Annotated in this window: 12 protein-coding genes; 6 read left to right on the top strand and 6 right to left on the bottom strand. The window is 41.8% G+C overall.

Going from position 1 to position 13,411, the window contains the following annotated elements:
• Window positions 1-19: 19 nt before the first annotated feature.
• Window positions 20-316 carry a GIY-YIG nuclease family protein gene (locus FH976_RS13760; protein ID WP_194091410.1) on the top strand — a complete coding sequence of 99 codons (297 nt, stop codon included), beginning with the start codon at window positions 20-22 and terminating at the stop codon, window positions 314-316.
• Between the two features lie 70 nt (window positions 317-386).
• Here FH976_RS13760 and cobA read toward each other — a convergent pair whose 3' ends face one another.
• From cobA to nirB, 4 genes are all read right to left on the bottom strand, one after another.
• On the bottom strand, window positions 387-1,160 hold the full coding sequence (gene cobA / locus FH976_RS13765) for a uroporphyrinogen-III C-methyltransferase (protein ID WP_194091411.1): 774 nt from the start codon (window positions 1,158-1,160) through the stop codon (window positions 387-389).
• Between the two features lie 73 nt (window positions 1,161-1,233).
• The gene (gene nirC, locus FH976_RS13770) at window positions 1,234-2,049 is read right to left on the bottom strand and encodes a nitrite transporter NirC (protein ID WP_194091412.1); all 816 of its coding nucleotides are present in this window, start codon (window positions 2,047-2,049) and stop codon (window positions 1,234-1,236) included.
• Window positions 2,050-2,191: 142 nt separating this feature from the next.
• Window positions 2,192-2,542, bottom strand: a complete 351-nt coding sequence (nirD, locus tag FH976_RS13775; RefSeq protein ID WP_194091413.1) for a nitrite reductase small subunit NirD — start codon at window positions 2,540-2,542, stop codon at window positions 2,192-2,194.
• Window positions 2,542-5,148 carry a nitrite reductase large subunit NirB gene (nirB, locus tag FH976_RS13780; protein ID WP_194091414.1) on the bottom strand — a complete coding sequence of 869 codons (2,607 nt, stop codon included), beginning with the start codon at window positions 5,146-5,148 and terminating at the stop codon, window positions 2,542-2,544. The genes nirD and nirB overlap by 1 nt, the downstream gene beginning before the upstream one ends.
• A 138-nt stretch (window positions 5,149-5,286) precedes the next feature.
• Between nirB and FH976_RS13785 the strand changes: the two genes are divergently transcribed.
• Window positions 5,287-5,820 carry a glutathione peroxidase gene (locus FH976_RS13785; protein WP_194091415.1) on the top strand — a complete coding sequence of 178 codons (534 nt, stop codon included), beginning with the start codon at window positions 5,287-5,289 and terminating at the stop codon, window positions 5,818-5,820.
• Window positions 5,821-6,073: 253 nt separating this feature from the next.
• Window positions 6,074-7,417 (top strand): PepSY-associated TM helix domain-containing protein, encoded by a 1,344-nt coding sequence (locus FH976_RS13790; RefSeq protein WP_194091416.1) that lies wholly within the window; start codon window positions 6,074-6,076, stop codon window positions 7,415-7,417.
• A 140-nt stretch (window positions 7,418-7,557) separates the two neighbouring features.
• On the opposite strand, the gene FH976_RS13795 is transcribed toward FH976_RS13790, so the two are convergent.
• On the bottom strand, window positions 7,558-8,313 hold the full coding sequence (locus tag FH976_RS13795; RefSeq protein WP_194091417.1) for an SDR family NAD(P)-dependent oxidoreductase: 756 nt from the start codon (window positions 8,311-8,313) through the stop codon (window positions 7,558-7,560).
• Window positions 8,314-8,749: 436 nt separating this feature from the next.
• Between FH976_RS13795 and mglB the strand changes: the two genes are divergently transcribed.
• The 3 genes from mglB to mglC all read left to right on the top strand — a co-directional run bounded on the left by mglB (window position 8,750) and on the right by mglC (window position 12,393).
• The gene (gene mglB / locus FH976_RS13800; protein ID WP_194091418.1) at window positions 8,750-9,724 is read left to right on the top strand and encodes a galactose/glucose ABC transporter substrate-binding protein MglB; all 975 of its coding nucleotides are present in this window, start codon (window positions 8,750-8,752) and stop codon (window positions 9,722-9,724) included.
• Window positions 9,725-9,866: 142 nt separating this feature from the next.
• A complete protein-coding gene (gene mglA / locus FH976_RS13805) occupies window positions 9,867-11,375 on the top strand; it encodes a galactose/methyl galactoside ABC transporter ATP-binding protein MglA (protein ID WP_194091419.1) in 1,509 nt (502 codons plus the stop codon).
• Window positions 11,376-11,385: 10 nt separating this feature from the next.
• Window positions 11,386-12,393, top strand: a complete 1,008-nt coding sequence (gene mglC / locus FH976_RS13810; RefSeq protein WP_194091420.1) for a galactose/methyl galactoside ABC transporter permease MglC — start codon at window positions 11,386-11,388, stop codon at window positions 12,391-12,393.
• 288 nt (window positions 12,394-12,681) lie between these two features.
• Here the strand turns inward: mglC and FH976_RS13815 are convergent, their stop codons facing one another.
• Entirely contained in the window at window positions 12,682-13,152 is a 471-nt protein-coding gene (locus FH976_RS13815; RefSeq protein ID WP_194091421.1) for a DUF2127 domain-containing protein, read from the bottom strand.
• Window positions 13,153-13,411 lie beyond the last annotated feature (259 nt).

Genomic DNA, 13,411 nt, shown 5'->3' on the forward strand with positions numbered 1-13,411 from the left:
AAGCGCTTATTATTGATTAATGGCTTCTTCAGTTAGCGCGCCAAACCTCTCTCTAAAACAATGGCACGTGTACCTTATCCGTACGCGTGCCAACACTTTGTATTGTGGAATTACTAATGATTTAGAGCGCCGTTTTGCTCAACATCAAACTGGTAAAGGAGCCAAGTACTTACGTGGGAAAGGGCCATTAGAGTTAGTGTGGTCAATATCAGTTGATGGCAAAAGTGCAGCACTAAAAGAAGAAATCAGAATAAAAAAGCTATCCAAACCTAATAAAGAAAGTTTAGTAAAGGCTGTTGGTGGTACCTTTGTATGATACCACCTATATTCATGCGAAGAGTGCGGTCGAACTTGCGACGCTATTGGTTTAAGTTAATCACATTTACTTAGATTTTAGGCTGTTTAAACCAAGCCAATTTATCATGCAGACTGGTCACACTGCCGACGATAATCAACGATGGGCTAATGGCTTGTTCTGCCATGCTATCTAATTCCGATAATGTTCCGGTTAATACTCGTTGCTGCGGCGTGGTGCCACGTTCGATAATGGCGCAAGGTGTGTTGGTGGATAAACCATTGGCAATAAGGTTTTGGCGAATAACAGGCGCTTGTTTTAAGCCCATGTAAAATACCAAGGTATGATTATTTTTGGCGAGACTTTGCCACTGAATATCTTGCCCTTCTTGCTGCTGATTTTTAGACTTTAAATGCCCCGTGATGAATTGAACACTTTGTGCGTGATCGCGATGAGTCAACGGAATACCCGCATAAGCACTGCAACCGGATGCTGCAGTGATCCCCGGAACTACATCAAAAGGAATATTGTGTTCAACCAATGTTTCTAACTCTTCGCCACCACGACCAAAAATAAACGGGTCGCCACCTTTTAAGCGCACGACATATTTCCCTTCGAGCGCTTTGTCGACCAAGATCTGATTGATTTGGTCTTGTGGTACACAATGATGATTAAGCTTTTTACCGACAAACAATAGTTCAGCCGCAGGATTGACCAGCGCCATAATTTCATCCGATACCAAGCGATCATAGAGCACAACATCGGCTGTCTGAATTAAGCGATAGGCTTTCATGGTAAGCAAATCAGGATCACCAGGACCTGCGCCAACAAGAGAAACAAAAGCTTGAGATGATTGAGTCGTCATAATGTGCCTTCAAAGATGAAATTGATGTATTGAATAGTATGGATATTCTTAACCCAAAACTCAGATTAAATCATTATGCTTTGATGGCTTGAGTGGTCGTTTCAGCCGTTTTCTCAAACACTGGGCGCTCTGCTTTTGGCGTTGCAAACCAGTAACCGAATCCCATAAATACTGCGCCAGAAACGATGTTACCAAGCGATACCCAAAGTAGGTTATGACCGATACCCGCCATGGTGAATGCATCTGAATGATTGCCAAAGTAAGACAACGCAAAAATAGTCATATTGGCAACCGAGTGCTCAAAACCTGCGCCGATGAACGCCAATAAACACCACCAAATAGCAATGAATTTACCAGTGCCTTCAACACGCTGGCACATCCAAATCGCGAGACAAACTAACCAGTTACACAATACGCCCTTGAAGAAAAGTACGCTAGCGGGTGCCATCGTTTTACCAAGAGCCGCAGCGTGTAAAAAGCTTTTTGGATCAGGTAGAAGATTACCACCGCCAGCAAGGAGGAAAAGATACGCGACAAATACAGAACCGATTAAGTTTCCTAGCCACGTTTGAGGCAATACTCGTAGATTATCTTTCCAGCTAATTTGACCAGTAATCGCGCCAAAAGCTAAAAACATAGTATGGCCAGTAAAAAGCTCAGAGCCTGCAATGATAACTAGGGTTAATGCAATCCCAAACGTTGCGCCCATCACAAGAGGACGAATAGCAGGATCCACCAGAGCGCCAAAAGTGAAGATTAAAATGATGCCGATCCCGACATAAGCACCGGCCATTGCTGAGCTAATCCAAAAGCCAAGTGGATTGCTATCCGCCAGTTTTACAATTCGCTCCGCGTTGTTCGAGCATTTTTTGATCGTATCTGTATACATGATTAATACCTATAAAAATTAAAGTTTGAATATTGATAGCGATTTAGTTTTAAGTTAAATCGCTATGGGTATTAAAACTGCTGTCGTTTACTTGCCGCCTCACTGTAACTTCAATTACTTTGGGTATATGCGTTATTTTTATTTACGCTTTCACTTCAATTTGGCTGCCGTTAACGCGTATTTCATAAGTGGCTACATTCATCGCTTCATTTTCCATACAAACGCCAGTTTCAAGGTTGAAGCGTTGTTTTTTCAGTGGGCTTGCCACCCAAAGCTCGCCATCATGCTCGCAAATTAAACCGCGTGATAATACGTTCGATTGTGAAAAGGGATCCATGTTATTGATGGCAAATAATTGTTCATCAAAACGAGGACGGAAGATGGCAACTTGCTGACCATTCACTAAAGCGCATACGCCAGTTTTTGGTGTAATGTCACTGAGTTGGCATACCTTAATCCAGCTTGATTTTTTTGCTTTTTGTTGAGCAGTCATTACACTTCCTCCGTGGTGGTTTTTAGGTCAGTGTGCAGAATATCACCTTTAAGATGCGGGAATTTTTCTGTAAATGTCGCTGGGCGGTGTTGCTCACGCTCTGAGACATAAACGACGTTATCATCACGTTCATCACTGTTAATGAAGTGAGCGAAACGTTTTAGTTGTGCATCATCATTTAAGGTTTCTTGCCATTCACAACGATATGCATCAACGAGAACTTGGATATCTTTTTCCAGTTGTTCATTAATACCAAGCGTATCGTCAATGACGACTTTGCGTAGGTAATCAACGCCGCCTTCTAGACTCTCCAACCAAGTCGCAGTACGTTGCAATTTATCGGCGGTACGGATGTAGAACATCAAATAGCGATCGATGTATTTGATCAGTGTTTCTTGATCAAGGTCCGAGGCTAATAACTCTCCATGACGAGGAATCGTGCCGCCATTACCACCCACATACATATTCCAACCACGATCGGTGGCGATAATACCTAAGTCTTTACCTTGTGCTTCAGAACATTCACGAGTACAGCCCGACACACCGAATTTCATTTTATGCGGTGAACGAATGCCTTTGTAACGATGCTCTAATAGTGATCCTAAACTGCTGCTGTCTTGTACGCCGTAACGACACCACGTTTGGCCTAAGCAGGTTTTCACCATACGCAAAGATTTACCGTAGGCTTGACCCGTTTCGTAACCTGCAGCGATCAGTTTGCTCCACACTTGTGGTAAATCATTTTTTTGCACTCCGAATAAGCCGATACGTTGCGCGCCAGTGACTTTGGTGTACAAGTTATATTCTTGCGCCACTTCTGCTAACACGATTAAAGCTTGTGGTGTCACTTCACCGCCCGCCATACGTGGAATCACGGAATATGTGCCGTCTTTTTGGATGTTACCTAAGAAGCTATCGTTAGTTTCTTGCAGGCCAACGTGTTGCGGTTTCAAAATATGATCGCCCCAACAAGAGGCTAAAATAGAACCTACGGTCGGTTTACATACTTCGCAGCCATAACCATGGCCATGCTTTTCAAGAAGATGGTCAAATGAACGGATGCCTTCAACGCGACATAAGTGGAACAATTCTTGGCGAGAATATTCGAAGTGCTCACAAATATCGTTTTTCACTTCGATGCCGGCTTTGGCGAGTTCAGCGTTAAGCACTTGAGTGATCATTGGAACGCAACCACCACAACCTGTACCAGCTTTAGTGACCATTTTTATATCGCCAAGGGTGGTATGACCTTCAGCAACCGCGGCGGCAATTTTTCCTTTAGTCACATCAAAGCATGAACAAATTACTGCGGAATCGGGAAGTGCATCGGCGCCCATTGATGGTTTTTCACCGCCAGCATGAGCCGGCAAGATCAACGCATCAGGATGCTCGGGTAAATCCATATCATTTAAATGAAGCTGCAATAGATTACCGTAGTCAGAAGTGTCACCAACGAGTACCGCACCTAATAATTTTTTATTGTCGGCTGATACGATCAAACGTTTATACACATCTTGCTCATCATTTTGATAAACAAAGCTTTTACAGTTGGGTGTGCGACCATTTGCATCGCCAATACTGCCCACTTTTACACCAAGCAGTTTCAGCTTGGCGCTCATGTCGGCACCCGTAAATTGGCTATCGGATGTGGTTTCTCTAGAAAAAGCGAGTATTTGATCAACCGTGACTTGCGCCATTTTATAGCCAGGCGCGACTAAACCAAAGAAGGCACCATTCCAAGACGCGCATTCACCAATCGCATAAATATCAGGATCAGATGTTTGGCAGCTATCATTAATGGCGATACCACCACGAGGACCAATTTCCAGTTCCGCTTGACGAGATAGACGATCTTGTGGGCGAATACCAGCAGAGAAAACGATGAAGTCGACTTCTAAATCCGTTCCATCTGCAAATTTCATGGTGTTACGTGCGGTTTCGCCTTGAGGAATGATTTCTAACGTATTTTTACTGGTGTGAACTTGCACGCCCATCCGTTCAATCTTATTGCGCAGTTGTAAGCCGCCTTGTAAATCAAGCTGCTCTGCCATTAAAACCGGGGCAAATTCAATCACGTGAGTTTGCACGCCTAATGCTTTTAATGCACCAGCGGCTTCAAGGCCAAGTAAACCACCACCGATAACGGCACCGCTTTTACTTTTTTTCGCGGTTGCCTCTATCGCTTTTAAGTCTTCAATAGTACGGTAGACAAAGCAGTCTTTGCTTTCGTTGCCTTTAATTGGCGGAACAAAAGGATAAGAGCCGGTTGCTAAAATAAGTTTGTCGTATTGAATTTCACGGCCAGAACTAGAATAGACGGTTTTATTGTCACGATTAAAGTTAATCGCACGTTCGCCAATCAGCACGTTAATATTATGCTTTTGGTAGAAACCTTCTTTAACCAGTGAAAGCTCATCGGCGGTGTGGTGGGAGAAATAAGACGATAAGTGAACACGGTCGTAGGCAACACGAGGTTCTTCACAAAAAGCAGTGATGTCGAATTGATTGAGGTCGCCTTTTTCAACGAGATCCTCAATAAAACGGTGTCCCACCATACCATTACCAATGATGACAACTTTGGTTTTGTTTGCACTTACTTCGGTCATAAATCAGCCCAACTTGTAATTAAATTACATCTATAATGCTAAATTTGTGATCGCGGATACTGATTCAAATCAATAATGGTAAAGAACTACCCTAAAGTGGTAGTTGAAATGAATGTTTATATTAAAAGGAAGAAAATAATGAACGTACATAGCTTTGAAGTGAAAAATGCACAAGGTGAAATGGTTTCTTTGTCGCAGTATAAAGGGAAAGCATTGCTGATTGTGAATATTGCGACTAAATGTGGTTTAACGCCACAACTAGAAGGCTTGGAAGATATATACCGAAGCCGTAAAGATAAAGGCTTTGAGGTGCTTGGTTTCCCATGTAATCAGTTTTTGCAGCAATCACCAGAAGATGACGCGGGTATTGCGGAATTCTGTTCTATAAACTTTGGTGTTACTTTCACTAACTTCGCCAAGATTGATGTCAATGGTCCTGATGCTGATCCACTATTCAAGTATTTAAAAACAGAACGCTCAGATGATAAAACCAATGATGGAAGTTTAGCGTTAATCGAAAAGCTAGTTTCAATCGATCAAATCTTTGATGATGGTGAACTGAAATGGAACTTCACTAAGTTTTTGGTTGATGGAGAAGGCAATGTTATTGAGCGTTATTCTCCAACGTATTCAGCCGCTGAAATGGAAATGGATATAGATAGCCTTTTATAGCTCAAAATCCCATACGTTAAATCAAGCTGCAACTTGTGATCATGAGTTGCAGCTTTTTGTTCGATTTTTATTGATTTAACCATTGTTTTTCTAGAAATATCGTCTCTTATGCTTACTTTGCAGCCATATTTAGAAAGCAATCTCACAAGTTACCATTCAACAAACCCCTTACTTTTATGTTACATTTTGCTCCCTTAAATTTTCGCGTTGCTGGTTGTTTCATGCCGGCTTAAATCATTTTTTGAGAATCAAAATGACAGTAAATGATATCAATCCCTACCGAGGAGTAAGTGCCTTTATTAAGCGCTTACATTTCTATATTGGCCTGTTTATTGGTCCATTCATTTTTATGGCGGCATTGACTGGCACGCTTTATGTGTTAACCCCGCAGATTGAACAAGCGATTTATCATCAAGAATTGACGACAACAAGTCACGGGGAGCCTCAGGCATTAAGTGCTCAGATTGCTGCTGCGCGACACAGTTTGCCAGAGCCACTGATGATTAAATCGGTACGCCCTGCGCCAGCAGTTGGTGAAACGACGCGTGTTTTATTTACTGATCCTACTCTTGATCGAGCTCGATTAAGAACGGTGTTCGTGGATCCGGTGACACTTGAGATCAAAGGGGAATTAGCCAGTTATGGTACCAGCGGTGTATTACCACTTCGCATTGCGATTGATTTTCTACACACCGATTTATTACTTGGCCCTGTTGGCCGTTATTACAGTGAGCTAGCGGCCTCATGGATGTGGATCGCCGCGCTTGGTGGGATCTTTTTATGGTGGCAGCAACGCCGCAGTTTCAATAACAAGTCCAAATCGGGCTCTTATGCGCAATATCGATCTCGACATGCCAAAGTGGCAATTTGGATCAGCTTGGGATTAATATTTTTCTCGGCGACAGGCCTAACATGGTCAAAGTGGGCGGGTGGTAATATTTCACAATGGCGTAATTCTATTGGCTGGGTGACACCATCGGTTTCCCGACAATTACCAATTAATATGGGATCTAAAGCGGCTAATACAGCATCTAAAGCGGTGGATATTAAGGATTCAGAATTTGATGGTGTATTGGCTGCGGCTCGTCAGTCTGGAATTGATGCTGGCAAGATAGAAATTGTGCCCTCATATAAAAATAATACAGCTTGGCTTGTGAGTGAGGTGGATAGATCGTGGCCCACGCAAGTGGATTCTGTATCGGTTGAACCCATTTCAATGACCGTGATTGATCACGCTGAGTTTAAGAATTTTTCTATTGTCGCCAAGCTGATCCGTTGGGGAATCGATGCGCATATGGGCGTATTATTTGGCTGGCCGAATCAACTGATCCTTGCTGTATTTGGTATTTCTTTATGTACAGTTATCGCTTGGGGTTACGTTATTTGGTGGAAACGTCGTCCTATGGCTGCAAACACGAACGAAACATTAGTCGAAGCGTGGTTAGCATTAGCCCCTCTGGCGAAAGTGTTGGTTATTGTATTTGCGGTGATATTTGGTTATGCGCTGCCACTAATGGGGTGTAGCTTACTTCTATGTTGTGTGATTGACGTGATCCGCTGGCGTTTGGTTGCTTATCGATCACAACAGCTAGCATAATCCAATTAATGCTGTAGATGAATCAAAGTAGTTACTAATCTCGGCGTTGACAAGAATAGCAACATACAAAAACAGCTTGAGCACGAAATTTGCTCAAGCTGTTTTTTATTGTGTTCTATTTATATTAATGTCGTCGATGATTAATCGCGGTCTACTGAAAATCCCGCCCAAGCTTGGCGCGTTGGCATTACTTCCAAACGGTTGATGTTGATATGATCTGGCAACGTGGCAAGGTAGAACATTTGCTCGGCAATATCTTCCGCGCTCAGTGGGGTGGTGGTGCTGTAAAGATTGTCCGATGCGGTTTGATCGCCGTTAGTACGTACTAACGTAAACTCGGTTTCAGCCATGCCTGGTGCGATATCGGTCACGCGCACACCCGTTCCTTGTAGATCGCAACGTAAGTTATAACTGAACTGCTGGACGAAGGCTTTACTCGCGCCATAAACATGGCTACCCGGATAAGGCCATTGACCCGCAATTGAGCCAACGTTAATGATAGTAGATCCAGCACCTGTCTTAATTAAAATTGGTAATAAAGCATGCGTGACATTGACTAAGCCTGTCACGTTGGTGTCGATCATCGTATGCCAATCTTTGAGATCCACTTTTTCTGCACTTTGTGGTGCTAACGCTAAACCTGCGTTATTAATCAGAGCCTTGACTTGAGCAAACTCTGCTGGCAATTCCGCCACTGCCGTTGCGACCGCTTGGTCATCACGTACATCTAATTGAACTATATGGACTGGAACGTCACTTAATTCTTCTTTGAGTTCGAGTAAACGCTCAATACGGCGACCTGATAGCACGAGCGACCAGCCATCTTTAGCAAAACGACGTGCCGCCGCACGACCAAAACCCGATGTTGCGCCTGTGATGAAGGCAATATTTGTCATAATCCGTTCCTTTCATGGGAGAGTATTGAATATTATTGTTATTCGATATTTATACCATTATTACATTATAAAAATCACGTCGATACAAAGTATCCATAAAGGATTGTTGGATTAATGATATGGCATTTGGGACATAATAGGATTAAACAATGGTCGTTATGTCAGTGTTATCGTTCTCATTACCCGTTTTGTTATCACGAATATTGATGTGCTCGTTTCAATTGATTCACGGAAGTGAGTTAAAGTGCTAACCACTTCACATATCCATCCATAAAACTAAAAAAAGCAACAAACTGTTAACTGCCTCATTTTTTTATTCTCATATTCAGTTTAACCTCGCTTGGGTAAACGTTTTCATTCAAGGTGGTATTAAGCATACCGAACCCAAGTGAAATGGATTATTCACAATAAAAATAATGAAACATAGGATACCTACATGAAAAAAATCGTACTTGCTGCAGCTATTACCTCTGGGTTGTTATTCGCAACCAATGCACTGGCTGAAACCTCTATTGGTATTACCGTTTATAAATATGATGACAATTTCATGTCTGTTGTAAGACAGGCACTTGAAGTGAATGCTGCGAAAGATCCAAGCGTCAAAGTATTAATGAATGACTCACAAAACAACCAATCTATGCAAAATGATCAGATCGACGTCATGTTAGCTCGCGGCGTTCAAGCGATGGCGATTAACTTGGTTGATCCAGCTGCGGCGCCTGCCGTGATCAAAAAAGCGAAATTTGATGACGTTCCAATTGTGTTCTACAACAAAGAACCGTCTGCTAAAGCGATGGCAAGTTACGATAAAGCTTATTACGTAGGGACTGATTCTAAAGAGTCGGGCATTATTCAAGGCCAAATGATTGCTAAGCAATGGAAAGCCAATCCAGATTGGGATTTAAACAAAGATGGCGTGATCCAATACGTATTGCTAAAAGGTGAACCTGGTCATCCGGATGCAGAAGCACGTACTACTTACGTTGTTAAAACCTTAAACGATGAAGGTTTTAAAACGGAGCAACTGCAACTTGATACTGCCATGTGGGATGCGGCCATGGCAAAAGATAAAATGGATGCTTGGCTTGCAGGTCCAAACGGTAAGAATATCGAAGTGGTTATTGCCAACAATGATGGAATGGCAATGGGCGCAGTGGAAGCATTAAAAGCCTCCGGTACGATGCTGCCAGTATTTGGTGTGGATGCATTAACCGAAGCGGTTGCACTTGTGAAATCAGGTGAAATGGCGGGTACGGTACTAAATGATGCTGATTCACAAGCTGCAGCGACATTTGAAATTGCTCGTAACCTTGCACAAGGTAAGCCTGCAACACAAGGCACAAAATGGAAATTAGACGGAAAAGTGGTCCGTGTTCCTTATGTTGCGGTTGACAAAAGCACTCTGAAATAATGATTTGGGGTCGTTGAAGTTAGATCTTTAACGACTGACTATCAGCATCAAATAGACGCTAAAAATTAAAAGAAAGGCTGACTGAATCTGGTTGGTCTTTTCTTTTGTCTTATCGATTAGCAATATTAATTTGAGTGTGATTATGGATATGAAACAAGATTCTTACTTACTGGAAATGACAGGGATTAGTAAGCAGTTTCCAGGGGTGAAAGCATTAGATAAGGTGAGCTTAAAAGTTCGGCCTCATTCTATTCATGCTTTAATGGGTGAAAATGGCGCGGGTAAATCGACGTTATTAAAATGCTTATTTGGTATTTATGAAAGAGATGAAGGTGAGATCGTTTTCCTGGGTAAAAACGTCAACTTTCAGTCTTCAAAAGAAGCTCTAGAATCCGGTGTTTCGATGGTTCACCAAGAGCTTAACCAAGTGCTTCAAAGAACGGTAATGGATAATATTTGGCTAGGACGTTATCCAACCAAAGGTTTTTTTGTCGATCATGACAAAATGTACCATGATACGAAAGCGGTATTTGAAGAACTTGATATCAATATTGACCCGAAAGAGAAAGCGGGCAATTTATCGGTATCTCAAATGCAAATGGTTGAAATTGCGAAAGCTTTTTCTTATGACGCTAAAATCGTGATCATGGATGAGCCAACCTCATCATTAAGTGAAAAAGAAGTCAGCCATCTCTTTAAAATCATCAATAAGCTCAAAGAAAAAGGCTGCGGTATTGTTTATATCTCTCATAAGATGGAAGAGATATTTGCCATTTGCGATGATATTACCATTTTACGAGATGGTCAGTGGGTCGAAACAAGGCCTCTTGCTGGGCTCGATATGAATTCTATTATTGGCATGATGGTTGGGCGTGAGCTGACCAACCGATTCCCAGAAAAAACCAATATCCCTAAAGAAACCATTCTTCATGTTCAAAATTTAACCGCATTAAACCAACCGTCTATTCAAGATGTGAGCTTTGAGCTGCGTAAAGGTGAAATCCTTGGCATTGCTGGTTTGGTGGGTTCTCGCCGTACCGATATTGTTGAAACTATTTTTGGTGTCAGAGAAAAGTTGAGTGGCGAAATCTTATTACACGATAAATTGATGCGTAATAAAGATGCGCACGAAGCAATACAAAATGGTTTTGCGTTGGTAACAGAAGAAAGACGTTCAACTGGGATTTATGGTGAGTTGGATATTACCTTTAACGCCCTTGTCGCAAACGTTGAGCAGTACAAAACCAAATCTGGTTTGCTCAGTAATTCTAAAATGAAATCCGATACTCAATGGGTGATCGATGCCATGAGGGTGAAAACGCCGTCTCACGGCACAACCATTGGATCGCTATCGGGCGGTAATCAGCAAAAAGTGATTATTGGTCGTTGGTTGCTGACGGGGCCAGAGATTTTAATGCTAGATGAACCAACACGAGGCATTGATGTTGGCGCTAAATTTGAAATCTATCAACTGATCCTCGATCTGGCGAATAAAGATAAAGGTGTGATTATTATTTCATCCGAAATGCCCGAATTATTGGGTATCACCGATCGTATCCTTGTTATGAGTAATGGTCGCGCCGCTGGAATAGTGGAAACCAAAAACACGACTCAAACTGAAATATTAGAATTAGCGGCACTTTATCTGTAAGGGATAACCCATGGAAAATTTAAAGGCACATAGTTTAAAATACATTAAAGCAGGCGGTATTTACGGCGTACTGTTTATTCTTTTGGCAATCATTGTTATTCAAGAGCCATCATTTTTAAGTCTAAGAAACTTAAGTAATATTTTAACTCAATCTTCTGTTCGTGTGATTATTGCACTGGGCGTTGCCGGGTTAATTATTACTCAAGGAACCGATTTATCGGCAGGGCGACAAGTCGGTTTGGCCGCGGTACTTTCGGCCAGTTTGCTACAAGCGACCGATAACGCGAACAAAGTATTTCCACAATTAGGTGAAATGCCAATCGTAGCCGTTATTGTTATGGTGTGTATTGTTGGCGCATTAATTGGTTTAGTGAACGGTATTATTGTGGCGTACATGAAGGTCACCCCTTTTATTGCCACGTTAGGTTCCATGATCATCGTATACGGTATCAACTCTTTGTACTTTGACTCTATTGGCGCATCGCCTATCGCCGGTTTTGATGAGCGTTTCTCAACCTTTGCACAAGGCTTTATCCGGTTAGGTGATTTTAGGCTTTCCTACATTACTTTCTACGCCATTGCTGCAATGATTGTTGTTTGGATCATGTGGAATAAAACCGTGTTTGGTAAAAATATTTACGCCATTGGTGGTAACCCAGACGCGGCAAAAGTATCGGGCGTGAACGTTCCAATTACATTGCTAAAAATCTATGCTATTTCAGGTGTTTTCTATGCTTTTGGCGGCATGTTAGAAGCAGGACGTATCGGTAGTGCGACCAATAACGTGGGTTTCATGTATGAACTAGATGCCATCGCTGCCTGTGTGGTTGGTGGGGTTTCTTTTGCCGGTGGTGTCGGTACTGTGATGGGCGTAGTGACTGGCGTATTAATCTTTACCGTGATTAACTACGGCATGACCTACATTGGTGTAAGCCCATATTGGCAGTACATCATCAAAGGCGGAATTATTATCTTTGCTGTGGCGTTAGATTCAATGAAGCATGGCAATAAGAAATAAGAAATAAGAAATAAGAAATAAGAAATAAGAAATAAGAAAAAGAAAACCACCTCGTTTGTAAGAATGAGGTGGTTTTTTATTGCTCATAGCAAGTTGATGAAGCTATAGATTTGGTGTGCTTTACAGTAATAAGATAGTAAAAATTGAACGATGCTGATTCGAATTCAGCATTAGGAAATGAGCCGATTTATTATAGAACTTGATGAGTGTTTAGAACGGCATATTACGAGTGGCTGTTACAAAGAATCTGTTCCAGCCATCACAGGATCGATTACAAACTTTATTATTCTAGCTTGATTGATACGATTCTTTGATTTTTGGTTGGAATAAAATATAGCCCATATAAGCCACAATAATAATATTGATGACAAATGCCCCAACAGTCAAAACATCGATTTGTTTTATCATTTCATAAATTTCAAAAGGTAAATAAATAGTACCGCTTAGAAAAGCAAACCACTCTGTCCACGTCTTTGCCTTCCATAAACCATAGGCTTCGATAAACCGAATAGAGCTATAAGCTAAAACTAATACGGTTATCATGCCTATATTGTCTGGTGTTAATGAGCCAACCTTGTCTATAAACATGTGGGGATAATAATTAATCAGATTAAGGTGGCAGTATTTAACCAAATTCAATGCAACTTGGTGTGCGTCATGACTAAATAAAGTATGGATGCCCAACGCGACGATAGCGGCCAATATTCCTTTTGAAGCCTCAAGTGTTGCTACCATACGCAAGCCAACTTGTTGCGACATAATTTGATTCCTAACGGTTATATCTCTTTATAACAGCGGTTATCCACGGTTACCCATCTACTTGTTAGTGACTTACTTGCTCAATAGAGGAGCAGTGATTCCTACGAACGAGTAGGAGTCTTACTATACCTGAGCTAGTTGATAATTGGTTAAAGTTATTAGTAGGTATTTGAACCCAAATTAGTTGGGCGTTGTCATTCTGGATAGCGACGAAGGAGTGTAGTTCAGAATCTCCTAAAGCATGCTGCTAACTATTTTA

It is taken from the genome of Vibrio hibernica (genome assembly GCF_015223435.1).
Classification (GTDB): domain Bacteria; phylum Pseudomonadota; class Gammaproteobacteria; order Enterobacterales; family Vibrionaceae; genus Vibrio; species Vibrio hibernica.

Coding starts and splice junctions, on each gene's coding strand:
- FH976_RS13785 (WP_194091415.1), top strand. CDS start 5,287: ATGAACGTACATAGCTTTGAAGTGAAAAATGCACAAGGTGAAATGGTT.
- mglA (WP_194091419.1), top strand. CDS start 9,867: ATGGATATGAAACAAGATTCTTACTTACTGGAAATGACAGGGATTAGT.
- nirD (WP_194091413.1), bottom strand. CDS start 2,542: ATGACTGCTCAACAAAAAGCAAAAAAATCAAGCTGGATTAAGGTATGC.
- mglC (WP_194091420.1), top strand. CDS start 11,386: ATGGAAAATTTAAAGGCACATAGTTTAAAATACATTAAAGCAGGCGGT.
- mglB (WP_194091418.1), top strand. CDS start 8,750: ATGAAAAAAATCGTACTTGCTGCAGCTATTACCTCTGGGTTGTTATTC.
- FH976_RS13760 (WP_194091410.1), top strand. CDS start 20: ATGGCTTCTTCAGTTAGCGCGCCAAACCTCTCTCTAAAACAATGGCAC.
- cobA (WP_194091411.1), bottom strand. CDS start 1,160: ATGACGACTCAATCATCTCAAGCTTTTGTTTCTCTTGTTGGCGCAGGT.
- nirC (WP_194091412.1), bottom strand. CDS start 2,049: ATGTATACAGATACGATCAAAAAATGCTCGAACAACGCGGAGCGAATT.
- FH976_RS13795 (WP_194091417.1), bottom strand. CDS start 8,313: ATGACAAATATTGCCTTCATCACAGGCGCAACATCGGGTTTTGGTCGT.
- nirB (WP_194091414.1), bottom strand. CDS start 5,148: ATGACCGAAGTAAGTGCAAACAAAACCAAAGTTGTCATCATTGGTAAT.
- FH976_RS13790 (WP_194091416.1), top strand. CDS start 6,074: ATGACAGTAAATGATATCAATCCCTACCGAGGAGTAAGTGCCTTTATT.
- FH976_RS13815 (WP_194091421.1), bottom strand. CDS start 13,152: ATGTCGCAACAAGTTGGCTTGCGTATGGTAGCAACACTTGAGGCTTCA.